This is a genomic window from Mycobacterium sp. E3305 (genome assembly GCF_001666785.1).
Lineage (GTDB): Bacteria > Actinomycetota > Actinomycetes > Mycobacteriales > Mycobacteriaceae > Mycobacterium.
This window is the reverse complement of record NZ_LZJA01000057.1, coordinates 1-22387: the sequence shown is the minus strand read 5'-3', so window position 1 is coordinate 22387 and position 22387 is coordinate 1. Positions and strand designations below refer to the sequence as shown.

General features: G+C 68.2%; 22 protein-coding genes. 16 read left to right on the top strand and 6 right to left on the bottom strand.

The genetic code is table 11. The features are described 5' to 3' along the window. Positions 1-789, top strand: a 789-nt coding sequence (locus A5701_RS05895; RefSeq protein ID WP_369807391.1) for a DNA primase small subunit domain-containing protein, incomplete at its 5' end; no start/stop codon positions are given. A gap of 7 nt (positions 790-796) precedes the next feature. Here A5701_RS05895 and A5701_RS05890 read toward each other — a convergent pair. Continuing rightward, complete coding sequence (locus A5701_RS05890; protein ID WP_067749778.1) at positions 797-2203, bottom strand: MFS transporter; 1407 nt, start codon at positions 2201-2203, stop codon at positions 797-799. Positions 2204-2332: 129 nt separating this feature from the next. Here A5701_RS05890 and A5701_RS05885 point away from each other — a divergent pair, with 129 nt between their 5' ends. The 8 genes from A5701_RS05885 (at position 2333) to A5701_RS05850 (ending at position 10020) form a co-directional block, all read left to right on the top strand. After that, complete coding sequence (locus tag A5701_RS05885) at positions 2333-2917, top strand: TetR family transcriptional regulator (RefSeq protein WP_067749776.1); 585 nt, start codon at positions 2333-2335, stop codon at positions 2915-2917. Between the two features lie 56 nt (positions 2918-2973). Beyond that, complete coding sequence (locus A5701_RS05880; RefSeq protein ID WP_067749774.1) at positions 2974-3972, top strand: ABC transporter substrate-binding protein; 999 nt, start codon at positions 2974-2976, stop codon at positions 3970-3972. Positions 3973-4084: 112 nt separating this feature from the next. Continuing rightward, positions 4085-4759 carry an allophanate hydrolase subunit 1 gene (locus A5701_RS05875; protein WP_067749772.1) on the top strand — a complete coding sequence of 225 codons (675 nt, stop codon included), beginning with the start codon at positions 4085-4087 and terminating at the stop codon, positions 4757-4759. A gap of 15 nt (positions 4760-4774) precedes the next feature. Then, positions 4775-5692, top strand: coding sequence for a 5-oxoprolinase/urea amidolyase family protein (locus A5701_RS05870; RefSeq protein ID WP_067749780.1), 918 nt, complete (start codon positions 4775-4777; stop codon positions 5690-5692). Positions 5693-6090: 398 nt separating this feature from the next. Beyond that, positions 6091-7485 (top strand): MFS transporter, encoded by a 1395-nt coding sequence (locus A5701_RS05865; protein WP_067749769.1) that lies wholly within the window; start codon positions 6091-6093, stop codon positions 7483-7485. A gap of 77 nt (positions 7486-7562) precedes the next feature. Continuing rightward, positions 7563-8714: a uroporphyrinogen-III synthase gene (locus tag A5701_RS05860; RefSeq protein ID WP_067749766.1), complete on the top strand. Its 1152-nt coding sequence runs from the start codon at positions 7563-7565 to the stop codon at positions 8712-8714. Then, positions 8705-9484, top strand: coding sequence for a sirohydrochlorin chelatase (locus A5701_RS05855; RefSeq protein ID WP_067749764.1), 780 nt, complete (start codon positions 8705-8707; stop codon positions 9482-9484). The genes A5701_RS05860 and A5701_RS05855 overlap by 10 nt, the downstream gene beginning before the upstream one ends. A gap of 83 nt (positions 9485-9567) precedes the next feature. Further along, positions 9568-10020, top strand: a complete 453-nt coding sequence (locus A5701_RS05850; RefSeq protein WP_067749762.1) for a hypothetical protein — start codon at positions 9568-9570, stop codon at positions 10018-10020. Here the strand turns inward: A5701_RS05850 and nirD are convergent. Together nirD and nirB are read right to left on the bottom strand one after the other, a co-directional pair. Then, entirely contained in the window at positions 10017-10373 is a 357-nt protein-coding gene (nirD, locus tag A5701_RS05845; protein WP_067749760.1) for a nitrite reductase small subunit NirD, read from the bottom strand. The genes A5701_RS05850 and nirD overlap by 4 nt on opposite strands. Continuing rightward, positions 10370-12949 (bottom strand): nitrite reductase large subunit NirB, encoded by a 2580-nt coding sequence (nirB, locus tag A5701_RS05840; RefSeq protein ID WP_082954877.1) that lies wholly within the window; start codon positions 12947-12949, stop codon positions 10370-10372. Before nirB ends, nirD begins: the two co-directional genes overlap by 4 nt. 227 nt (positions 12950-13176) lie before the next feature. On the opposite strand from nirB, the gene A5701_RS05835 reads away from it, so the two are divergent. Then, on the top strand, positions 13177-13617 hold the full coding sequence (locus tag A5701_RS05835) for an Hsp20 family protein (protein ID WP_067749755.1): 441 nt from the start codon (positions 13177-13179) through the stop codon (positions 13615-13617). 72 nt (positions 13618-13689) lie between these two features. On the opposite strand, the gene A5701_RS05830 is transcribed toward A5701_RS05835, so the two are convergent. Then, on the bottom strand, positions 13690-14448 hold the full coding sequence (locus A5701_RS05830) for an isocitrate lyase/phosphoenolpyruvate mutase family protein (RefSeq protein WP_067749753.1): 759 nt from the start codon (positions 14446-14448) through the stop codon (positions 13690-13692). 113 nt (positions 14449-14561) lie between these two features. Between A5701_RS05830 and A5701_RS05825 the strand changes: the two genes are divergently transcribed. From A5701_RS05825 to A5701_RS28470, 5 genes are all read left to right on the top strand, one after another. Further along, the gene (locus A5701_RS05825; RefSeq protein ID WP_067749751.1) at positions 14562-14858 is read left to right on the top strand and encodes a hypothetical protein; all 297 of its coding nucleotides are present in this window, start codon (positions 14562-14564) and stop codon (positions 14856-14858) included. Positions 14859-14946: 88 nt separating this feature from the next. Beyond that, the gene (locus A5701_RS05820; protein ID WP_067749748.1) at positions 14947-15774 is read left to right on the top strand and encodes a hypothetical protein; all 828 of its coding nucleotides are present in this window, start codon (positions 14947-14949) and stop codon (positions 15772-15774) included. Between the two features lie 46 nt (positions 15775-15820). After that, positions 15821-17737, top strand: a complete 1917-nt coding sequence (locus A5701_RS05815) for a fumarate reductase/succinate dehydrogenase flavoprotein subunit (RefSeq protein ID WP_067749746.1) — start codon at positions 15821-15823, stop codon at positions 17735-17737. Then, positions 17737-18483: a succinate dehydrogenase/fumarate reductase iron-sulfur subunit gene (locus A5701_RS05810; protein WP_067749744.1), complete on the top strand. Its 747-nt coding sequence runs from the start codon at positions 17737-17739 to the stop codon at positions 18481-18483. The genes A5701_RS05815 and A5701_RS05810 overlap by 1 nt, the downstream gene beginning before the upstream one ends. Before the next feature lie 69 nt (positions 18484-18552). Continuing rightward, entirely contained in the window at positions 18553-18708 is a 156-nt protein-coding gene (locus A5701_RS28470; RefSeq protein WP_197498898.1) for a hypothetical protein, read from the top strand. 6 nt (positions 18709-18714) lie between these two features. Here A5701_RS28470 and A5701_RS05805 read toward each other — a convergent pair whose 3' ends face one another. Together A5701_RS05805 and A5701_RS05800 are read right to left on the bottom strand one after the other, a co-directional pair. Beyond that, positions 18715-19203, bottom strand: coding sequence for a flavin reductase family protein (locus tag A5701_RS05805; protein ID WP_067749742.1), 489 nt, complete (start codon positions 19201-19203; stop codon positions 18715-18717). A gap of 6 nt (positions 19204-19209) precedes the next feature. Continuing rightward, entirely contained in the window at positions 19210-20235 is a 1026-nt protein-coding gene (locus A5701_RS05800; RefSeq protein WP_067749741.1) for an isopenicillin N synthase family oxygenase, read from the bottom strand. Between the two features lie 202 nt (positions 20236-20437). Between A5701_RS05800 and A5701_RS05795 the strand changes: the two genes are divergently transcribed. Further along, positions 20438-22273, top strand: coding sequence for an acyl-CoA dehydrogenase (locus A5701_RS05795; protein WP_067749739.1), 1836 nt, complete (start codon positions 20438-20440; stop codon positions 22271-22273). Positions 22274-22387 lie beyond the last annotated feature (114 nt).

The window sequence follows — 22387 nt, the reverse complement described above, 5'->3', positions numbered from 1 at the left end:
GTCGAGGTGGCCCTGGTGGCCCGCGGGGTGCTGGAGGATTACGGCCTGGTCGCCTGGCCGAAGACGTCGGGGTCGCGAGGCTTTCACATCTACGCCCGGATAGCCCCGCGCTGGGAGTTCCGGCAGGTGCGGCTGGCCGCCCAGACCGTGGCCCGCGAGGTCGAGCGGCGGGTGCCCGACGCGGCGACCAGCCGCTGGTGGAAGGAGGAGCGCGAGGGGGTGTTCGTCGATTTCAACCAGAACGCCAAGGACCGCACGGTCGCGTCGGCGTACTCGGTCCGCGCGACCCCGGACGCACGGGTGTCGACGCCGCTGCTGTGGGAGGAAGTCGCCGGCTGCAGGCCAGAGGCGTTCACCATCGAGACCGTGCCCCGCCGGTTCGCCGACATGGGTGATCCGTGGGAGGGGATGGACGACGCGGTCGGCGACCTGGATCGGCTGCTGATGCTGGCCGAGGAGATGGGGCCGCCCGAGCGGGCGCCCAAAGGTTCGGGGACGCGCACCGAAAGCGGGCGGGTCTCGTCCAAGCCGCTCGTCGAGATCGCCCGCACCAAGACCAAGGACGAGGCGCTCGCCGCGCTGGACACCTGGCGCGGCCGCCACCCCGCAGCGGCGCGCCTGCTGCAGCCGGCAGACGTCCTGGTCGACGGCATGCGCGGGCCGAGTTCGATCTGGTATCGCATCCGGATCAACCTGCAGCACGTCCCCGCCGGCCAGCGACCGCCGCAGGAGGAGCTGATCGCCGACTACAGCCCCTGGGAAGGTTACGGGGGCAAGCAGAGGCCGTGAGGCTCCGCTACACCCCGACCCGCGCCACGGCGTTGCCTTTGCGCAGGTAGCAGTACCAGGTGACCACCAGCAGGGCCAGGAAGAACCCCACGTAAAACCGCAACGCCGGCTCGATGCTGCCGAACTGCGACCTCGACCAGGCGTAGGCCAGCGGCACGACGAACCCGCCGAAGGCGCCGACGGCCGAGATGACGCCGAGCGCGCCCGCCGCCTGGCGGCGCATGTGCACCATCGTTTCCGGGTCGCCGCCCGCGAGCTGACCCTTGATGACGAAGATCCGCGAGATCATCCGGTACGTCGAGCCGTTGCCGACGCCGGTCGCGACGAACAGGAACATGAAGCTGGCGAAGAACATCGGCAGGTTCTTGGCGTTCACCGACCACAGCGCGGCCGAGGCCCCCGCCGCGAGCATGACGAAGCTGGCGGCGGTGATGCGCGCCCCGCCCACCCGGTCGGCCAGCTTGCCGCCCAGGGGCCGGATGACCGAGCCGATACCGGCACCGAGGAACGCCCAGGTCAAGGCGATGTCGCCGCGGCCGAACACCGTCTTGAGCAGGGTCGGAAAGGCCGCCGAGTAGCCGATGAACGATCCGAACGTGCCGATGTAGAGCAGCGACATGACCCAGGTGTCGGGGTGCCGCAGCGACTGCCACACCGGCTTCACGTCCGCCTTCGCCTCCGACAGGTTGTTCATGAACAGGAATGCGCATACGGCGGCCACCACGGCCAGCGGCACGTAGAACAGCCCGGCGCGCGACAGCGCCACCCCGCCCCCGGCGACGACGATGGGCGGGATGATCTTCTGCACCACCGCGACGCCGATGTTGCCGCCGGCGGCGTTCAGGCCCAGCGCCCACCCCTTGTCCTTCTCCGGATAGAAGAAGGAGATGTTGGCCATCGACGAGGCGAAGTTGCCGCCGCCGAAGCCCGCGGTCGCGGCGATCGCGACCAGAACGCTGAACGAGAGCCCGGGATGCCCGACCGCCCAGGCCAGCAGCCCGCACGGGATCAGCAGCAACGCCGCCGAGATGGTGGTCCAGTTGCGGCCGCCGAAGATCGGCACCGCAAAGGTGTAGGGCAGGCGCAGGAACGCGCCGACCCCGCTGGGCACGGCGACCAGGCACAGGGCCTGGCTCGCGGTCAGCGCCCAGCCGGACGCGGACGGGTGGCCGTGCGGCCCCGCGGTCATCTGGACCACCACGATGCTCCACAACATCCACACGCTGAACCCGACGTGCTCGGCGAAGATCGAGAAGATCAGGTTGCGCCGGGCGATCGGCCTGCCCGTAGTCTCCCAGAACTCGGGGTCCTCGGGCCGCCAGTCGTCGATCCAGTGCCCGCCCCGGTGCGGCGGGCGCGTGGGCGCGGGCGCAAGGACGGTAGTCGTCGGCTCCGCGGAGGTCGTCGTAGTCACGCCCCGACGCTATGGAAGGTCTGTTACCGGCCTGCTTGGGCGCAGTTACGTCGGAGATACGTGGATCTCGCAACGGCCGGTCGCCGCTTGTCAGATCTTTTTGGCCGCCCGATGCGGGAGAATTGCCACATGCCGGCGACTGACCAGCCCCTGGGGCTGCGGGAACGCAAGAAGATCAAGACCCGCCATGCCCTGCGGCGCGAGGCGTTCCGCCTCTTCGACGCGAACGGCTACGCCGCCACCACCGTCGAGCAGATCGCCGAGGCCGCCGAGGTGTCGCCCAGCACATTCTTCCGGTACTTCGGATCCAAGGAGTCGCTGCTGCTGGCCGACGACCTCGATCCGCTGATACTGGCCGCGTTCGACGCCCAGCCGCCCGAACTGTCGCCCAGCCAGGCCATTCGGCGGGCCTACGCGACCACGATGGCCGGCCTGTCTGCCGAGCAGCTGGAGTTCGAGAACACCCGGCAACGGCTGATCTTCTCCATACCCGAGCTCAAGGCCGCCCTCTACGACGAGTACCACCGCACCGTGAACGTCATGGCGGAGGCGATCGGGCGCCGGATCGGCCGTGCTGCAAGCGATTTCGAAGTGCGGGTGTTCGTGGGTGCGATGGTCGGCGCCATGATGGCGGCGTACGACAGCGCGCCGAAGACGGCCGACACCATCTATCGGGCGCTGGACTTCCTGGACGCCGGCATGCCACTGGGCTGAGCGGGCAACCGCGCGGCGACGGGCGTCGCGGGCACCGGACGCGCTAATCTCACGCGATGCGACAGGGTTGGAATCGCCGGGGATTCTTGCAGCTCGCAGGGGCTGCGACGGTCGCCGCGGTCGCCGGGGCTCCCGCCGCGTGCTCGTCACGCAAGCCGTCGTCGGATGGCTCCGGCGGCAAATCGGTGACCATCGACCATCTCTTCGGTCAGACCGTGATCAAGGAACCGCCCAAGCGGGTGGTCAGCGCCGGCTACACCGAGCAGGACGACCTGCTCGCGGTCGGCGTGGTGCCCATCGCCGTCACCAACTGGTTCGGTGATCAGCCGTTCGCGGTGTGGCCGTGGGCCCAGCCGAAGCTCGGTGGGGCGCAGCCGGTGGTGCTGAACCTCGACAACGGGATTCCGGTCGACCAGATCGCCGGCCTCAAACCGGACCTGATCGTGGCCACCAACGCCGGGGTGGACGCCGACACCTATCAGAAGCTGTCCGCGATCGCCCCGACCGTTCCGCAGTCGGACGGCGACGCCTTCTTCGAGCCGTGGAAGGAGCAGGCCACCGCGATCGGCCGGGCGGTGTTTCAGGCCGACCAGATGAAGTCGCTGATCGACGCCGTCGACCAGAAGTTCACCGCCGTCGGCAAGGACCACCCGGCTTGGACGGGGAAGAAGGCGTTGCTGATGCAGGGCACACTCTGGCAGGGCACCGTCGTCGCGACCATGGCCGGCTGGCGCACGGACTTCCTGAACCAGATGGGGCTCGTGATCGCCGACAGCATCAGGCCTTTCGGCACGGACCACCGCGCGGTCATCCCGCGCGACCACGTCAAGGCGGTGCTCGACTCCGCCGACGTGATCATCTGGACCACCGAGAGCCCCGACGATCAGAAGGCGTTGCTCGCCGACCCCGACGTGGCCGCGTCCCAGGCGACCGCGCAGAGCCGGCACATTTTCACCACCAAGGATCAGGCCGGCGCGATCGCGTTCTCCTCGCCGCTGAGCTACCCGCTGGTGGCCGATCAGCTGCCCCCGCTGATCGGCAGAATCCTCGGTTAGACGCCGGCCGCGCCTGCGGCGTTTGAGCGTTTGCTAAGGCAGCTCTGGCAGTGTTCGAAAATCCGTCGCTCGCCCCTCGCCCGCTCCGAGCCGGCGGGGTTACCGTCGAGTAATGAGCGTGACGGACCTGGCGGGCAACGTGTCCAAGGACCTGCCGACCGAGTGGGTCGGCAACACGGTGCTGGACTTCGGCGACAGTGCGCTGATGCTGCAATGTGGCAGCACCGCCGAGGTATTGGCGTGGGCTGCGCAGTTGCGCGCCGCGGCGTTGCCGGGTGTCGTCGACGTCGTCCCCGCCGCCCGGACGGTCCTGGTCCGGCTTGACGGCCCCCGCTTCCAGGGCGTGATCCGTCAGCGGCTGCGCAAGATGCGAGTCACCGCCGGGGAGTCCGCCGAGCCGGATCGGCGTGCCGACGTGGTTATCGACGTCGCGTACGACGGACCCGACCTCGCAGAGGTCGCGGGTCACACCGGGCTGACCGTCGCGCAGGTGATCGAGGCCCACACGGGCGGACTGTGGCGCGTCGGATTCAGCGGGTTCGCACCGGGTTTCGCATATCTGGTCGACGGCGACGCGCGCCTGCGGGTGCCGCGTCGCTCGGAGCCCCGCACGTCGGTTCCGGCCGGCGCGGTCGGCCTGGCCGGGGAGTTCAGCGCCGTCTACCCGCGCCAGTCGCCGGGCGGCTGGCAGCTCATCGGCCGCACCGACGCGGTCCTGTGGGATCTCGAACGGCCCGAGCCGGCGCTGCTGACGCAGGGCATGTGGGTTCAGTTCCGGGCCGTCTGAGTTAAGGAGATCGTGGTGCCATCCCTGGAGATCCTTCGCACCGGACCGCTCGCCGTCGTCCAGGATCTGGGCCGGCCCGGGCTGGCCCACCTGGGAGTGAGCCGGTCGGGCGCCGCCGACCGGCGCGCGCACCAGCTGGCTAACCGGCTGGTGGCCAACCCCGGTGATCGCGCCACCGTCGAGGTGACGTTCGGCGGTTTCGCGGCCCGGGTGCGCGGCGGCGACATCGACATCGCGGTGACGGGCGCCGACACCGACCCGACCGTCGATGGAATCAAGTTCGGCACCAACAGCATTCAGCACGTCCGCGACGGCCAGGTGATCGCGCTCGGCGCGCCGCGTGCCGGGCTGCGGACCTACCTCGCGGTGCGGGGCGGCATCGCCGTGCAGCCGGTGTTGGGATCGCGCAGCTATGACGTGATGTCGGCCATCGGCCCCGCCCCACTGCGGGCTGGAGACCGGCTTCCCGTCGGCGAGCACACCCGCGACTACCCCGAACTCGACCAGGCCCCGGTGGCCGCGATCCCTGGCGACGCGGTCGAGCTGGGCGTGGTGCCCGGGCCGCGCGACGATTGGTTCGCCGACCCCGATGCTCTGGTGCACAACAATTGGGTCGCCTCCGACCGCAGCGACCGCGTGGGCATGCGATTGGTCGGCCGTCCCCTGCAGTACCGTTACCCGGACCGGCAGCTGCCCAGCGAGGGCACCACGCGTGGCGCAATTCAGGTACCGCCCAACGGATTACCCGTGATTCTTGGCCCCGACCACCCGGTGACCGGAGGTTACCCGGTGGTCGGCGTGGTGATCGACGAGGACATCGACAAGATCGCCCAGGTGCGTCCCGGGCAGTCGGTTCGCCTGCACTGGTCACGCCCGAGGGTGCTGGTGGCCGCCCAGGCGCCGGCCGCCGGCGCCGGCTGGCCGTTTTCCTGACCGTGATGTATTCCAGCTCACACAGAGCCGCGTGCCGGGCTCGAATCACCGCTAATCGGCGGTGATTTCGCGGCCTGACGCCCTACAGGTACTTACCAGATAACTGGTAATCAACTAACAGGCGATTCCGGGTCGTTTGAGTTGACCCATTCCCGCCCCGAATGTGAACATCGAAATGCACGGCGGGGCATGCCTCTTCATTCTCTGCGCCCAGATTTCCCCCCGCTGCGCCGGTGAGCGACGACACCTGGCGCGGATAAAGCCGAATGCGCCGGTGAGTGGGCCTGACGAGAGGGAAAGTTATGCACGCCAGGTTGCGCGGCACCATGAGCGCCGGCGGCGCCCCGTCAACCCAACGCGCACAGTCGGATTCATCGTTGACGAAAGGTGAGAATCGGATGGCCCGCAATCACCGCATCGCGGACTGGAATCCGGAAGACACGGCTGCCTGGGAGGCCGGCAACGCCAAGATCGCCCGCCGCAACCTGTTGTGCACCGTCGCAGGCGATCACGTCGCCTTCTCGATCTGGACGCTGTGGCCCGTCATGGCGCTGTTCATGCCCGAGCACGTCTACGGCTTCTCCGCCGGTGACAAGCTGCTGCTCGGCGCCGTCGCAACCCTGGTCGGCGGCCTGGCCCGGATCCCCTACACGCTGGGCATCGCCGCCTTCGGCGGCCGCAACTGGACCGCCTTCTCGGCGTTCGTGCTGCTGATCCCGACGGCAGGCACGATCGTGTTGTTGGCCAATCCCGGTCTGCCGCTGTGGCCGTTCGTGGTGTGCGCCGCGCTGACCGGGCTGGGCGGCGGCAACTACGCGGCCTCGCTCGCCAACGTCAACGCCTTCTACCCGCAGCGGCTCAAAGGGTCGGCGCTGGCCGTCAACGCCGGCGTCGGCAACCTCGGGGTGGCGGTGATCCAGCTCGTCGGGCTGTTGGTGCTCGCCACGGCGGGACACGAGGCGCCGTACTGGGTGTGCGCGGTCTACCTGGTGATGCTCGCGGCGGTCGGGGTCGCGGCGGCGCTCCTGATGGACAACGTCGGCCACGGCACCGAGCTCAACACGATGCGCTCGATCCTTTTCGAGCGCGACACCTACGTGATCTCGCTCCTCTACATCTGCACCTTCGGTTCCTGGATCGGGTTCGCGTTCGCCTTCGGCCAGGTGATGCAGGTCAACTTTCTGGCCAACGGCGAAACGGCCAAACACGCGGCGCTGCACGCCGCGCAGGTGGCCTTCATCGGGCCGCTGCTGGGCTCTCTGGCCCGGATCTACGGCGGCCGGTTGGCCGACCGCAAGGGCGGCAGCCGGGTCACGCTCGGTGTGCTCGCCGGCATGACTTTGGCCGCCGGATTGCTCGTCGTCATCAGCACGTTCGACGACCACAACGGCGGGGGTCGCTCGACCAGCATGGTCGGCTACGTCGCCGGGTTCATGGTGCTGTTCGTCCTGTCCGGGATGGGCAACGGCTCGGTGTTCAAGCTCATCCCGTCGGTCTACGAGGCGCGCAGCCGGGAGCTCGCGATGGGTGAGGCGGAGCGCAGGCACTGGGCGCGCGCCAGGGCGGGATCGCTGATCGGCGTCTGCTCGGCGGTCGGCGCGCTCGGCGGCGTGGGCATCAACCTCGCGCTGCGCCAGTCCTACCTCGCCACCGGGACGGAGACGTCCGCGTATTGGGCGTTCCTCGGTTCCTACGTGGTGGCCGGACTCGTCACCTGGCTGGTGTACGCGCGCCGTCCGGCGCTGCCCGTCGACGCGGGCAGTGAGACGGCAGCCGCGCTGGCCCGCGTGTGAGCGCAGCCTCATTGTGGGCAATGCGCAAGCAATTGCCGGGTAACGCAACGGAAATCTGACAGGCATACACAGGAAATATGGGCCAGCCCGACTCCCCGCCGCTGACGGGTTACCGCATCGCGGTGACCTCGAGTCGGCGTTCCGAGGAGCTTTGCGCGCTGCTCAGCCGCCAAGGCGCCGAGGTGTGCAGCGCGCCGGCGATCAACATGATCGCCCTGCCCGACGATGACGAACTGCACAGAAACACCGAGGCGTTGATCGCCGAGCCGCCCGACATCTTGGTCGCGCACACCGGCATCGGGTTCCGCGGCTGGCTGGCCGCGGCCGAAGGCTGGGGGTTGGTCAGCCCGCTGCTCGACGCTTTGTCGAACGCGCGGATCGTCTCGCGCGGCCCGAAGGCTACCGGGGCGCTGCGCGCCGCGGGCCTGCACGAGGAATGGTCACCGGATTCCGAATCCTCGCAGGAAGTGCTGGAATACCTGCAGAAGTCGGGGGTATCGGGGGCGCGGGTGGCGGTCCAACTGCACGGCGCCGCCGATGCGTGGGATCCCTTCCCGGAGTTTCTAGGCGGCCTGCGGCTGGCGGGGGCCGACGTCGTGCCCGTCCGGGTGTACCGGTGGAAGCCAACACCGTTGGGCGGCACGTTCGATCAGCTCGTGATGGGGATCGCGGGCCGGCAGTTCGACGCGGTCACCTTCACGTCGGCGCCCGCGGCCGCGGCCGTGCTGGAGCGCAGCCGCGAGCTCGACGTCGAAGACCAACTGCTGGGGGCCCTGCGCACCGACGTGCACGCGATGTGCGTCGGCCCGGTGACCTCCAAACCGTTGATCCGAAAGGGCGTGCCGACGTCATCGCCGGAGCGAATGCGATTGGGCGCCTTGGCCCGTCATGTCGCCGAGGAACTCCCGCTGCTGGGTTCGTGCACTGTGCGGGCGGCCGGCCACACGGTCGACATCCGCGGCACCTGCGTGCTGGTGGACGGCGCGATCAAGGTGCTCTCGCCCTCCGGCATGGGGATATTGCGGGCGCTGGCGAAACGCCCCGGCGACGTCGTCCCGCGGGCCGACCTGTTACGCGCGCTGCCGGGCAGCAGCAACGACCCGCACGCAGTCGACACCGCAGTGCTGCGGCTGCGAACGGCTTTGGGCGACAAGAACATCATCGCGACGGTGGTCAAGCGCGGCTACCGGCTCGCCACCGAACAACGGGCTGACTCCGCATGGCGCTGATCCTGGTTGCGCACGGCACCCGCAGGCCCGAGGGCGTGGCCATGGTCGAAGGCCTTGCCGCGCAAGCGAGTTCGCTGATCGGGCGGCCCGTGGAGGTCGCGTTCGTCGACGTGTTGGGGCCCACCCCCAGCGAGGTGCTGTCGCGGGCGCGGGCCACGGGCCGGCCCGCCATCGTGCTGCCGGCGTTCTTGTCGCGCGGTTATCATGTCCGCGCGGACCTACCGGCCCACGTCGAGCTCAGTGGGCACCCGAACGCCGTGGTCACACCGACACTGGGCCCCAGCGGTCAAGTCGCCCGAATCGTCGGGGATCAACTGGTCAAATGTGGTTGGCGCCCAGGCGATTCGGTGATCCTTGCGGCGGCGGGCACATCGTACACCCGCGCGCGCGCCGACCTGCACACCACCGCGACGCTGGTGTCGGCGCTGACCGGGGCACGGGTGAGCCTGGCGTTTGCGTCGACGGGGGATCCGCGGCTGCCCGAGGCGGTGGACGAGGCGCGGCGCCGGGCGCGCAGCAGCGATGCGCGCGTCGTGGTCGCCTCGTACCTGCTGGCCGACGGCCTCTTCCAGGAACGGCTGCACGCCTGCGGCGCCGACCTGGTCAGCCAGCCGCTGGGCACCCATCCCGGCCTCGCCCGCCTGATCGCCAATCGCTTCCGCCGGGCCATGCCACCGGCCCTCGCCCGCACCCCCCGGCACGCGTCGCGCCGGTCCGGCGCGCAGCGCTTGGTTCACGACCGGGTCATGTGGCCGAATTCCGCAGCCTGAGAATGGCCTGACCGCGTCGGCCACGGGCGCGCCGACGACCGGCGACGCTTGATCTTTGGTCCGATACCGGCGATCCTGGCACCATGCCCCGTCGCGAAGAGCCGTCGCGAGGGCTCCTTGACCCGGTCGCCAAGATGCTGCGGTTGCCCTTCGGCACACCGGAATTCATCGACAAAATCGTCACCGGCGGGGTCAACCAGGTGGGCCGGCAAACGTTGCGCATGCTGATCACCACGTGGGACGCGGCGGGCGGCGGCCCCTTCGCCGCCAGCGCGATAGCGTCCACCGGCATGGCCAAGACCGCCGAGACCGTGCAAAGCATGTTCGTCGGCCCGGTTTTCGGCCCCCTGCTGAAACTGCTTGGGGCGGATAAGGCCGCCACCCGGGCATCGCTGTGCGCCTCGCAGCTCGTGGGCCTCGGCATCATGCGCTACGGCATCCGCTCCGAGCCGCTGCACTCGATGTCGGTCGACGCGATCGTCGACGCCATCGGCCCGACGATGCAGCGCTACCTCGTCGGCGACATCACCCGCTAGGCGGCGATCCGACCGACCTGGACGAAGCCGTCGGCGGTGACGCGCGCCGGGTACACCGGCACCGAATAGTTCGGATCATCTAGGCAGGTACCGTCTTCCAGCGAGAAGGCCTGCTTGAGGATCGGCGATTGCACCGCCACGCGGCCGCCGCGGTCCCCGACGATTCCACGCGAGAGCACCGCCGCGCCGGAGAACGGGTCCACGTTGCCCACGGCGTACACCTCGCCATCGTCCAGCCGGAACAACGCGGCCTGGGAGCCGTCGTCGAGCAGCACGCCGACCCCACGACCCGGGATCAGGCGGTCGTACTCGCAGGCCGTGGTCCATACCTGAATGTCGTTGAGAAGTGTCATGATTGTTCTCCAGCTCCCGTACGGATCTTCGGCATCCCAATGGACACAGGGATTTTGCGACCGGCGTGTTCGGTGAATTCCACCGTCGAGTCGACGACGTCCGGGGCGTTGACGAACGAGACGAAGCGCGACAGCTTGTCCGGGTCGTCGAGCACGCCCTTCCATTCACACTTGTAGTTCTCCACGTGCCGCTCCATCGCGGCCTCGAATTCCCCGGCCAGCCCCAGCGAGTCCTCGCACACGACCTCGCGGACGTGGTCGAGCCCGCCCTCGAGCGAATCGACCCAGGGCGCCGTGCGCTGCAGCCGGTCGGCGGTCCGGATGTAGTACATGACGAACCGGTCGACGTAGCGGACCAGCGTCTCGGTGTCCAGGTCGCTGGCCAGCAGCTGGGCGTGCTTGGGCGTCATCCCGCCGTTGCCGCCGACGTAGAGGTTCCAGCCCTTTTCGGTGGCGATGACGCCGACGTCCTTGGAGCGCGCCTCGGCACACTCCCGCGCGCAGCCCGAGACGCCCATCTTGATCTTGTGCGGCGCCCGCAGACCCCGGTACCGCAGCTCCAGGTCGATGGCCAACTGCACCGAATCCTGCTGGCCGTAGCGGCACCAGTCGGTGCCGACGCAGCTCTTCACCGTGCGCAGCGCCTTGCCGTAGGCGTGGCCGGACTCCATGCCACCATCGACCAGCCGGCGCCAGATCTCCGGCAACTGGTCCACCCGGGCGCCGAACATGTCGATCCGCTGGCCGCCGGTGATCTTGGTGTAGAGCCCGAAGTCCTGGGCGATCTGGCCGATCAGGATCAGATGCTCGGGCTTGATGTCGCCACCGGGAACCCGCGGCACCACCGAGTAGCTGCCATTCTTCTGGATGTTGGCCAGGAAGTGGTCGTTCGAATCCTGCAGCGAGGCCTGCTCACCCTCGAGGATGTGGTCCGAGCCGGTGGACGCCAGGATGGACGCGACCACGGGTTTGCAGATGTCGCAACCCTTTCCGCGTCCGAAGCGCTCCAGCAGGCCGGAAAAGGTGCGGATCTCGGTGGCCGAGATGATCTCGAAGAGCTCGGCCCGCGACTGGCTGAAGTGCTCGCACAGCGCCTTGGACTGTTCCACGCCCTCGGCTTCCAGCAGCTGCTTGAGCAGCGGCACGCATGACCCACACGAGGTGCCGGCCGCGGTGCACGACTTCAGCGACGGCACGTCGGCGCAGCCGTCGGCGATCGCGCACTTCAGGTCGCCCTTGGTGACGTTGTTGCACGAGCAGATCTGCGCGGAATCCGGCAGCGCGCCGACCCCGAGCGCCGGCGCCTCGCCGGATACCGGCGCGATCAGTGCGAGCGGATCGCCGGGCAACTCGCTGCCGACCATCGGCCGCAGCACCCCGTACGCCGAGGCGTCGCCCACCAGGACCCCGCCGAGCAGGGTCTTCGCGTCGTCGGACAACACCAGCTTGGCGTAGGTCCGCTTGACCGCGTCGTTGATCGCGACCTCGAGGCAGTTCTCGGTGACCCCCATCGCGTCGCCGAAGCTTGCGACGTCGACGCCGAGCAGCTTGAGCTTGGTCGACAGGTCGGCCTCGCCGAACTCGGCGGCACCGTCCAGCAGGCGATCGGCCACCACCTCGGCGGAGGTGTAGCCGGGACCCACCAGGCCGTAACAGCGACCCTGGATCGCGGCGACCTCGCCGACCGCGTAGATGTCCGGATCGCTTGTGCGGCATGCCAAGTCGGTGAGCACACCGCCGCGTTCGGCAAGCTCCAAGCCCGCCGCCCTGGCCAGTTCGTCGCGCGGCCGGATGCCGGCCGCGAAGATGACCAGCCCGGCGTCGATGACCTCGCCGTCGGTCAGGCGCACCCGCACCGACGACACCCCGTCCGAGTGGTCGATCGCCTCGATCGATTCGGTACCGGTGCCCACATGGACCGCGATGCCCAGCTCACCGATCATCTTGGCCAGCAAGGCGCCGCCGCCCTCGTCGATCTGCTGGGCCATCAACCGCGGCATCATCTCGACGACGTGCGTCCGCAAGCCGAACTGGCGCAGCGCATTAGCGGCTTCCAGACCCAGCAGGCCGCCGCCGATCACCACGCCCGCGGGGGCGCGACCGGCGTCTACCGTCCGCTGGGCGTCGGCCCGGATGGCGTCGAGGTCGTCCAGCGTGCGGTATACGTGGCACGCCGGCAGGTCGTGGCCCGGCACCGGCGGGACGAAAGCATACGACCCGGTGGCCAGCACCAGCGTGTCGTAGCCGTGCCGCTGCCCGTCGGCCGTCACCACCGCCTTCGCGTCGCGGTCGATTTCGGTAACGCGAGCATTCAGTACCAATCGAACCTGTTCGTCACCCGCGTAGTCGTTGCCCGGCAGCGCCAGCAGCTTGCGGTCCCAGCTTTCGGTGTACGAGGTCAGCCCGACGCGGTCGTAAGCCGCGTCCGCCTCCTCGGCGAAAACCGTGATACGCCACAATCCTTCGGTGTCGCGCGCGCGGAGCGCCTCGACCAGCCGGTGCCCCACCATGCCGTGCCCGACTACGACAATGTGACGGCCCGCACAGTGCGCGCGCGAAATCCCGTCTGCAGCCATGGCTTTGAGATTAGCGGCCGGAAATTACCGCGATTTCGCTCAATGTGACGGTCCTATGACGAGGATCTCACAACTCACAGGGGGCCTTGTGAATATTCGTTCGCCCACGGCGAACGCCTAGGTGGAACTTTAGCGTGGTCGACTCATGTTTCCTCTTGTAGCCGGCCAGAAGGGCGCCGGACACAGCAAACCCACAACAAAGCTCAAGGAAGCACAAGGAGATCGCCATGAGTAACGTCGCATTGTGGTCGCGGCCAGCCTGGAACACCGACCGGTGGTTGCGCGACTTTTTCGGCCCCGCCGCCGCATCGGATTGGTACAAGCCGGTGACCAGCGGTTTCAACCCCGCCGCGGAGATCGTCAAGGACGGCGAGGACGCGATCGTACGGGTCGAACTCCCCGGCGTTGACGTCGAGAAGGACGTCAACGTGGAGGTGGACCGCGGCCGCCTCGTCATCCACGGCGAACGCCGGGATGAGCACTCTGAGGAGAAGGACGGGCGCACCCTGCGCGAGGTCCGGTACGGCTCCTTCCGCCGGTCCTTCGCCCTGCCCGCCCACGTCACGGGAGACGCGATCACGGCTTCCTACGACGCCGGGGTCCTCACCGTGCGGGTCACCGGCGCCTACGCCGGCAGCCAGGCGCAGCGCATCGAGATCACCAAGTAAAAAGTAGGCAACGAGCCGGCGGGGTCAGTGGCCCCGCCGGATTCGCTTGCGCCACAGCGTGTTCGGCGCGGATCAGCCCCAGCGGGCCAGCAGTTCCTTCGCCCGGCCGCCCAGCGCGGCCTGGAAGAACGGGCCGAAGCTGATTCGCGCCACGCCCAGCGGCCCGAACGTCGACGGGTCGTCCTGGTCGGGCAGCGCGATCGCGTTGACCGGCAGCGGCAGCTCTGCGGCCAAGCGGCGCAAGGTATCCGGGTCGTGGCGACCGACCGGGTACAACACGTCGGCGCCCGCGTCCGCCGCCTGGGTCAGCCGCGCGACGGCCCTGTCGACCCGGTCCGACGCGTCACCGTCCTGGCGCAGGAACAGGTCCGTGCGGGCGTTGATCACGACGTGCACCCCGGCCGCGTCGGCGGCCGACCGCAACGCCCCCACCAGTTCGGCGTGCTCGCCGGCGGACCGCAGCCGCTTGCCCTCGGAGTGCACGGTGTCCTCGATGTTGAGGCCGACCGCGCCGACGCCCAGCAGGCCGTCGATCAGGCGCTCGGCGGCGAGCCCGTAGCCGGATTCGACGTCGACCGACACCGGGGCGTCGACCGCGTCGGTGATCTGAGAGACGCGCGTCAGCACGTCGTCGAACGACATGCCCTCCCCGTCCGGTTTGCCGATCGAGTCCGCCAGTGGGTGGCTGCCCACCGTCAGGGCGGCGAAACCCGCGTCGACTGCGAGGCGGGCCGACCACGCGTCCCACACGGTCGGCAGGATCACCGGGTCGCCGGGCCGATGCAGAGCGAGCAGCGCCGTGGCCCGCTCGGCGACGGTTTGACCGCTCATGAGGTGTTTGCTCCTCGATCGCCCGAAGTGTTCCGTCTGACATCAAGGCTGTGCGGTGGATAGTATTCGGAAGCGTACTGTGATCCGTAACACCGTCTGCCCGAGGAGATCCGTTGAGCACCACGACTGAACTCGCCGAACTTCACGACCTGATCGGCGGCCTGCGGAGGTGCGTGGGCTCGTTGAAGAGTCGATACGGCGACAGCCCGGCGATGCGGCGGATCGTGATCGATGCCGACCGGATCCTCTCCGACGTCGAACTGCTCGACACCGACGTGTCCGAATTGGACTTGGCGCGCGCCACCGTGCAGCAGTCCGGCGAGAAGATCGTCATTCCCGACACCCAGTACGACAGCGACTTCTGGCGCGATGTCGACGACGAGGGTGTCGGGGGTCACAGCAGGTCCTGACAACCGCGGACAACCCAAGCCCCCCGGAAATGAGGGGGTGCTCTCTGTGTACCCTTCGACCAACAGCCCGTTCGAAGAGGAACACTAGATGAGCGCACCCACGGCGAACCGTCCTGCGTCAGGTGTCTTTTCACCCGCGCGCGCCCGCATCCCGCAACGCACCCTACGCACCGACCGGTGGTGGATGTCGCCGCTGCGGATCGACTTGGGCTTCGCCGCCTTCCTCATCTACGCGACCGCGCGCGCGTTCCAGCAGGATTACTTCTTCGTCCCCAAGTACCACTACCTGACGCCGTTCTACTCACCCTGCGTGAGCAAGGCCTGCGGCGAGGCCGGCGACTTCTGGCCCCAGATCTTGCCCGACGTGTGGTGGTTGCCGTACGCGGCGCTGACCCTGCCGTTCCTGCTGCTGTTCCGGCTCACCTGCTATTACTACCGCGGCGCCTACTACCGGACGGTGTGGCAGTCCCCCAGCGCCTGCGCGGTGGCCGAGCCGCGTGTCCACTACACCGGCGAGACCAGGTTCCCCCTGATCGTCCAGAACAGCCACCGGTACTTCTTCTACATCGCCGGCATCATCTCGGTGATCAACACCTACGACGCGATCATCGGTTTCCACTCCGACTCGGGCCCGCACGGCTTCGGGTTCGGCCTCGGCAACCTGATCATGGTGGGCAACGTCATCATGCTGTGGGTCTACACGCTGTCCTGCCATTCCTGCCGGCACGTCACCGGCGGGCGGCTCAAGCACTTCTCCAAGCACCCTGTGCGGTACTGGATCTGGACCCAGGTCAGCAAGATCAACACCCGGCACAAGCTGTACGCCTGGGTCACGCTGGGCACCCTGATGCTCACCGACTTCTACATCGCGCTGGTGGCCAGCAACACCATCCCTGACCTGAGATTTGTTGGCTGAGAAGCCATTCGAACAACAATTCCGGACTTAGCTAGCGAGGGTTTTCATGGTTGAGGTCGAGCGGCATGGCTACGACGTAGTCGTCATCGGCGCCGGCGGCGCGGGGCTGCGCGCGGTCATCGAGGCGCGGGAACGCGGCCTCAAGGTCGCGGTGGTGTGCAAGTCGCTGTTCGGCAAGGCCCACACGGTGATGGCCGAGGGCGGGTGCGCGGCGTCGATGGGCAACACCAACCCCAAGGACAACTGGAAGACCCACTTCGGCGACACGATGCGCGGTGGGAAGTTCCTCAACAACTGGCGGATGGCCGAGCTGCACGCCAAGGAGGCGCCGGACCGCGTCTGGGAGCTGGAAACCTATGGGGCGCTGTTCGATCGCCTCAAGGACGGCAAGATCAGCCAGCGCAACTTCGGCGGGCACACCTACCCGCGCCTGGCGCACGTCGGTGACCGCACCGGCCTGGAGCTGATCCGGACCATGCAGCAGAAGATCGTCTCGCTGCAGCAGGAGGATTTCGCCGAGCTCGGCGACTACGAGGCGCGGATCAAGGTGTTCGCCGAGTGCACCATCACCGAACTGGTCAAGGACGGTGACGCGATCGCCGGCGCGTTCGGCTACTGGCGCGAGACGGGTCAGTTCGTCCTGTTCGAGGCGCCCGCGGTGGTGCTCGCCACCGGCGGCATCGGCAAGTCGTTCAAGGTCACCTCGAACTCGTGGGAGTACACCGGCGACGGGCACGCGCTGGCGCTGCGGGCGGGTGCGTCGCTGATCAACATGGAGTTCGTCCAGTTCCACCCGACGGGCATGGTGTGGCCGCCCAGCGTGAAGGGGATCCTCGTCACCGAGGGCGTCCGCGGTGACGGCGGGGTGCTGAAGAACTCCGACAACAAGCGGTTCATGTTCGACTACATCCCACCGGTGTTCAAGGGCCAGTACGCCGAGACCGAACAAGAGGCCGACCAGTGGCTCAAGGACAACGACTCGGCCCGCCGCACCCCCGACCTGCTGCCCCGCGATGAGGTCGCGCGCGCGATCAACTCGGAGGTCAAGGCCGGCCGCGGCAGCCCGCACGGCGGCGTGTTCCTCGACATCGCGTCCCGGCTGACGCCCGAGGAGATCAAGCGGCGCCTGCCGTCGATGTACCACCAGTTCAAGGAGCTGGCCGGCGTCGACATCACCAAGGAGCCGATGGAAGTCGGGCCCACCTGCCACTACGTGATGGGCGGCGTCGAGGTCGACGCCGACACCGGCGCGGCCACCGTGCCGGGCCTGTTCGCCGCGGGCGAGTGCTCCGGCGGCATGCACGGCTCCAACCGCCTGGGCGGCAACTCGCTTTCGGACCTGCTGGTCTTCGGCCGGCGCGCCGGCCTGGGCGCGGCCGACTACGTGCGGGCGCTGAGCAGCCGTCCGACGATCTCGGCCGAGGCCGTCGAGACCGCGGCGCAGCGGGCGCTGTCCCCCTTCGAGGCACCGCCCAACGGCGCCCCGGCGGAGAACCCCTACACGCTGCAGCTCGAGCTGCAGCAGTCGATGAACGACCTGGTCGGCATCATCCGCAAGGCGGACGAGGTGTCCGAGGCGCTGGCCCGGCTCGACAATCTGCGCGAGCGGTTCAAGAACCTGCACGTGGACGGCGGACGGCGGTACAACCCGGGCTGGAACCTGGCCATCGACCTGCGCAACATGCTGCTGGTCAGCGAGTGCGTCGCCAAGGCGGCGCTGGAGCGCACCGAAAGCCGCGGCGGCCACACCCGCGACGACCATCCGTCGATGGATTCGTCGTGGCGCAAGGTGCTGCTGGTCTGCCAGGCCGCCGGCGGCGACGAGGTGATCCCGGACATCAGCATCACCCGCAAGGATCAGGTGCCGATGCGATCCGATCTGCTGGAGCTCTTCGAGATCTCCGAGCTGGAGAAGTACTACACCGACGATGAGCTGGCCGAGCATCCAGGACGGAGAGGCTAATGACCTACAACGCGACCATGCGTGTGTGGCGCGGTGACGATGCCGACGGCGCGCTGCAGGACTTCACGGTGGAGGTCAACGAGGGCGAGGTGGTGCTCGACATCATCCATCGCCTGCAACAGACCCAGACGCCCGACCTCGCGGTGCGGTGGAACTGCAAGGCGGGCAAGTGCGGTTCCTGCTCGGCGGAGATCAACGGCGTCCCGCGGTTGCTGTGCATGACCCGGATGTCGACATTCGCCGAGGACGAGGTGGTGACGGTGACGCCGCTGCGGACGTTCCCGGTGATCCGCGACCTGGTCACCGACGTCTCCTTCAACTACGAGAAGGCCCGCGAGATCCCCGCCTTCGCGCCGCCGAAGGATCTGCAGCCCGGCGAGTACCGGATGGCCCAGGAGGACGTGCAGCGCTCGCAGGAATTCCGTAAGTGCATCGAGTGCTTCCTGTGCCAGAACGTGTGCCACGTGGTCCGCGACCACGAGGAGAACAAGAAGGCGTTCGCCGGACCGCGCTTCCTGATGCGGATCGCCGAACTCGAGATGCATCCGCTGGACACGATGGACCGGCGCAACCAGGCGCAGGAGCAACACGGCCTCGGCTACTGCAACATCACCAAGTGCTGCACCGAGGTCTGCCCCGAGAACATCAAGATCACCGACAACGCGCTGATCCCGATGAAAGAGCGGGTCGCCGACCGCAAATACGACCCGGTGGTGTGGCTGGGCAACAAGCTGTTCCGGCGCTGACCGGGCGTTAGCCCGTCCGAGGCGCCGGGTACCCGCATAGCAACCCAACCTGAAGGCAGCGTGGGAGATATGCGAGAAACCACCAGCGTCAATGAAATTCGAACGGCGATCCGGGAGCTCTCGGCCCGCGCCGACCTTGCGCACAAGGAAGGCCGGGACGACGACGCCGCCGAGATCGAGCAGCGGATAGCGGGCTTCCGGGCGGAGCTCGGCCGCCGCCCGTAGCGGTGTTCAGGCGCCGAGGCGCCGAAACACGCTGCGATGGAACACGATCGGCGCGACGTCGGCGTCGATGGTGACTTCGTTGACCCGGAGCACCACGATGGTGTGATCCCCGGCCGGGATCAGCTGTTCGATCGCGCTCTCCAGCCACAGGCCGGTGCCCTTGATGAACACCGCGCCGCTCTCCCGCGATTCCGTCTCCAGGCCGGCGAACCGGTCGCCGGTCTTGGCGGCCAGCGTTCGCGCGGCCTCGTCATGGGCCTCGCCGAGCACGCTGATGCCCAGCATGGGCAGGTCTTTGAGCTTGGGCCACGTCGTCGACGTGTTCTGCACGCAGAACGACACGAGCGGCGGGTCCAGTGAGACGGGCACAAAGGTACTGGCCGCCAGGCCCTCCCGGGTGCCCTGGACTTCGGCGGCGATGGCCACCACCCCCGAGGGGAAGTGGCCGAAGGCCTCGCGAAGTGTGGACGGTGTCAGGTTCGTGTGCGAGTTCACCGGAATTCATTCGCCCCTTGAGCCGAGAACGGGATTCTCGTCCCCGACCCTACCTGCCGAATACCCGTGCGCTGAAGCCACATCGGGGTGCGCGCGCAACCGGCTCTTCCAAGCGTTGCGGCCGTAGACGGAGAAGATGGGATCCGCCGGGTCGGCCACGCGGCCGGCGCGCGCCCGCAGTTCCGGGGGCAGCGTCAACACGGGGATCTGCGCGTCCAGGCGCGGGTTGAAGAAGTACGGCACCGAGATGCGATCCGCCCGCTGCCCGTCCAGGGTCACCCGGTGCTCGGTGGCCCGCAGGTAGCCCCCGGTCGCCACCTCGAGCAGCTCACCGATGTTGACGACGAATGCGCCGTCGGTGGGCGGCACGTCGATCCACTCCCGGGCGCCGGGCCGGCGGACCTGCAGACCGCTGCTGCCCGGCTCGGCCAGCAACAGCGTCAGCACTCCGGAGTCCTTGTGCGGGCCCACGCCCTGCGGCGAGGCCCCGCTTCGCGGATAGCGCACGATCTTGATCAGGGTGGCGGGCGTCTCGGCGAAGGCCGGCTCGAACACGCCCGGCGGACTGCCCAGGGAGGCCGCCCAGTGCCGGAGCAGGGTGCGGGCCACCCCGGACAGCGCGGCGTCCCAGTCGGCGATGATGCCGGGCAGCTCGGGCAATGACGCCGGCCACTGGTTGGGCCCCTGCAACCACAGGTAGTCGGGCCTGCCGGGGCCGCCGACCGGGGCGCGTTCCGGCCCGATGTCGATCTGCTCCCGCCAGTCCACCCGGCCGCGGGTCAGCTCGCCACCCAGCTGGGTATAGCCGCGGAAATGCGGGCTACGGACCATGGCGACTGCGTCCTTCTCGGCGTCGGAGAGCTCGAACAGCCTGCGTGCCGCCTCCAGCAGCCTGCGGGAGAGCTCGCCGGGCACACCGTGGCCGGTCAGGTAGAAGAAGCCCACCTCGTGCGCGGCCTCGCGCAACCCCCGCCGCAATTCGGCCGCCGACGTGCGCAGATCCACTACGGGCAGGGAGGTGATGCATCCCATAGTTTGAGATCCGTTTCGTTATCGCCGCAGGTCAGGCCTACCGCGCGGGCTTCCCAACCGGTTGGTTAATTAGACGATGAAATTTAGCTCACATTGACTTGCGTTGAACTGTCCGAGAGCGATATTTTAGCGGTGTTACTGGTGGGTAACTTAGAAGTAGTACCCAACCACAAGGTGGCATTCTCAACGAGGAGGAACCGTAGTGAGCCACTACAAGAGCAACGTCCGTGACCAGGTCTTCAACCTGTTCGAGGTCCTGGGCGTTGAAAAGGCTTTGGGCGCCGGCGACTACAGCGATCTGGACGTCGACACCGCGCGCGAGATGTTGTCAGAGATCAGCCGGCTGGCCGAGGGGCCCATCGCCGAGTCGTTCGTCGAGGGTGACCGCAACCCGCCGGTCTTCGACCCGAAGACCCACTCGGTGACGCTGCCGGAGTCCTTCAAGAAGTCGGTGCGCGCGGTCACCGAGGCCGGTTGGGACAAGGTCGGCATCGACGAGGTTCTGGGCGGGATGCCGATGCCCCGGGCCCTGGTGTGGGCGCTGCACGAGCATCTGCTCGGCGCCAACCCCGCCGTCTGGATGTACGGCGGCGGCGCCGGGTTCGCCAACATCCTCTACCACCTCGGTACCGAGGAGCAGAAGAAGTGGGCCGTGATCTGCGCCGAGCGCGGATGGGGTTCCACCATGGTGCTGACCGAGCCGGACGCCGGTTCCGACGTCGGTGCGGGCCGCACCAAGGCGATCAAGCAGGACGACGGCTCGTGGCACATCGAGGGCGTGAAGCGGTTCATCACCTCGGCCGACTCCGGCGACCTGTTCGAGAACATCTTCCACCTGGTGCTGGCGCGTCCCGAGGGCGCGGGTCCGGGCACCAAGGGCCTGTCGCTGTTCTTCGTGCCCAAGTTCCTGTTCGATTTCGAGACCGGCGAGCTGGGCGAGCGCAACGGCGTCTTCGTGACCAACGTCGAGCACAAGATGGGCCTGAAGGTTTCGGCCACCTGTGAGCTGTCCTTCGGCCAGCACGACGTGCCCGCCAAGGGCTGGCTGGTCGGCGAGGTGCACAACGGCATCGCGCAGATGTTCGAGGTCATCGAGCAGGCCCGGATGATGGTCGGCACCAAGGCCATCGCCACCCTGTCGACGGGCTACCTGAACGCGCTCGAGTACGCCAAGTCGCGCGTGCAGGGCGCCGACATGACCCAGATGACGGACAAGACCGCCCCGCGGGTGACCATCACGCACCACCCCGACGTACGCCGGTCGCTGATGACCCAGAAGGCCTACGCCGAGGGTCTGCGTGCGCTGTACCTCTACACCGCGACCTACCAGGACGCGGCGGTCGCCGAGGCGGTGCACGGCGTCGACGCCGAGCTGGCCGTGAAGGTCAACGACCTGATGCTGCCGGTGGTCAAGGGTGTCGGTTCCGAGCAGGCCTACGCCAAGCTGACCGAGAGCCTGCAGACCTTCGGTGGATCCGGCTTCCTGCAGGACTACCCGATCGAGCAGTACATCAGGGACGCCAAGATCGACTCCCTCTACGAGGGCACCACGGCCATCCAGGCGCAGGACTTCTTCTTCCGCAAGATCGTCCGCGACAAGGGTGTGGCGCTGGCCCACGTGTCGGGTGAGATCCAGAAGTTCGTGGACAGCGAGTCCGGCAACGGCCGGCTGAAGTCCGAGCGCGAGCTGCTGGCGAAGGCCCTGGCCGACGTCCAGGCGATGGCGGCCACGCTGACCGGCTACCTGATGGCGGCGCAGGAGGACGTGACCAGCCTCTACAAGGTGGGCCTGGGATCGGTGCGCTTCCTGATGAGTGTCGGCGACCTCGTCATCGGCTGGTTGCTGCAGCAGCAGGCCGCGGTGGCCGTGCAGGCGCTGGACGCCGGCGCCAGCGGCGACGAGCGGTCCTTCTACGAGGGCAAGGTCGCGGTGGCCTCGTTCTTCGCGAAGAACTTCCTGCCGCTGCTGGCCAGCACCCGCGAGGTGATCGAGACGCTGGACAACGACATCATGGAGCTCGACGAAGCCGCCTTCTGACAGGCAGATCAAAAGCCCCGCTTCCGAAATGGGAGCGGGGCTTTTGATTGGGCGCGGTCAATCGGGCACAGACGGGCATACAAAAAGGCCGCCGCTGGAGTGAGGGGATCCAGC

Excerpts from the sequence above, each read along its gene's own strand:
- A5701_RS28470 (WP_197498898.1), top strand. The coding sequence starts at position 18,553 with ATGCGAGAAACCACCAGCGTCAATGAAATTCGAACGGCGATCCGGGAG.
- A5701_RS05875 (WP_067749772.1), top strand. The coding sequence starts at position 4,085 with ATGAGCGTGACGGACCTGGCGGGCAACGTGTCCAAGGACCTGCCGACC.
- A5701_RS05820 (WP_067749748.1), top strand. The coding sequence starts at position 14,947 with ATGAGCGCACCCACGGCGAACCGTCCTGCGTCAGGTGTCTTTTCACCC.
- A5701_RS05885 (WP_067749776.1), top strand. The coding sequence starts at position 2,333 with ATGCCGGCGACTGACCAGCCCCTGGGGCTGCGGGAACGCAAGAAGATC.
- A5701_RS05865 (WP_067749769.1), top strand. The coding sequence starts at position 6,091 with ATGGCCCGCAATCACCGCATCGCGGACTGGAATCCGGAAGACACGGCT.
- nirD (WP_067749760.1), bottom strand. The coding sequence starts at position 10,373 with ATGACACTTCTCAACGACATTCAGGTATGGACCACGGCCTGCGAGTAC.
- A5701_RS05880 (WP_067749774.1), top strand. The coding sequence starts at position 2,974 with ATGCGACAGGGTTGGAATCGCCGGGGATTCTTGCAGCTCGCAGGGGCT.
- A5701_RS05860 (WP_067749766.1), top strand. The coding sequence starts at position 7,563 with ATGGGCCAGCCCGACTCCCCGCCGCTGACGGGTTACCGCATCGCGGTG.
- A5701_RS05815 (WP_067749746.1), top strand. The coding sequence starts at position 15,821 with ATGGTTGAGGTCGAGCGGCATGGCTACGACGTAGTCGTCATCGGCGCC.
- A5701_RS05810 (WP_067749744.1), top strand. The coding sequence starts at position 17,737 with ATGACCTACAACGCGACCATGCGTGTGTGGCGCGGTGACGATGCCGAC.
- A5701_RS05855 (WP_067749764.1), top strand. The coding sequence starts at position 8,705 with ATGGCGCTGATCCTGGTTGCGCACGGCACCCGCAGGCCCGAGGGCGTG.
- A5701_RS05835 (WP_067749755.1), top strand. The coding sequence starts at position 13,177 with ATGAGTAACGTCGCATTGTGGTCGCGGCCAGCCTGGAACACCGACCGG.
- nirB (WP_082954877.1), bottom strand. The coding sequence starts at position 12,949 with ATGGCTGCAGACGGGATTTCGCGCGCGCACTGTGCGGGCCGTCACATT.
- A5701_RS05830 (WP_067749753.1), bottom strand. The coding sequence starts at position 14,448 with ATGAGCGGTCAAACCGTCGCCGAGCGGGCCACGGCGCTGCTCGCTCTG.
- A5701_RS05800 (WP_067749741.1), bottom strand. The coding sequence starts at position 20,235 with ATGGGATGCATCACCTCCCTGCCCGTAGTGGATCTGCGCACGTCGGCG.
- A5701_RS05850 (WP_067749762.1), top strand. The coding sequence starts at position 9,568 with ATGCCCCGTCGCGAAGAGCCGTCGCGAGGGCTCCTTGACCCGGTCGCC.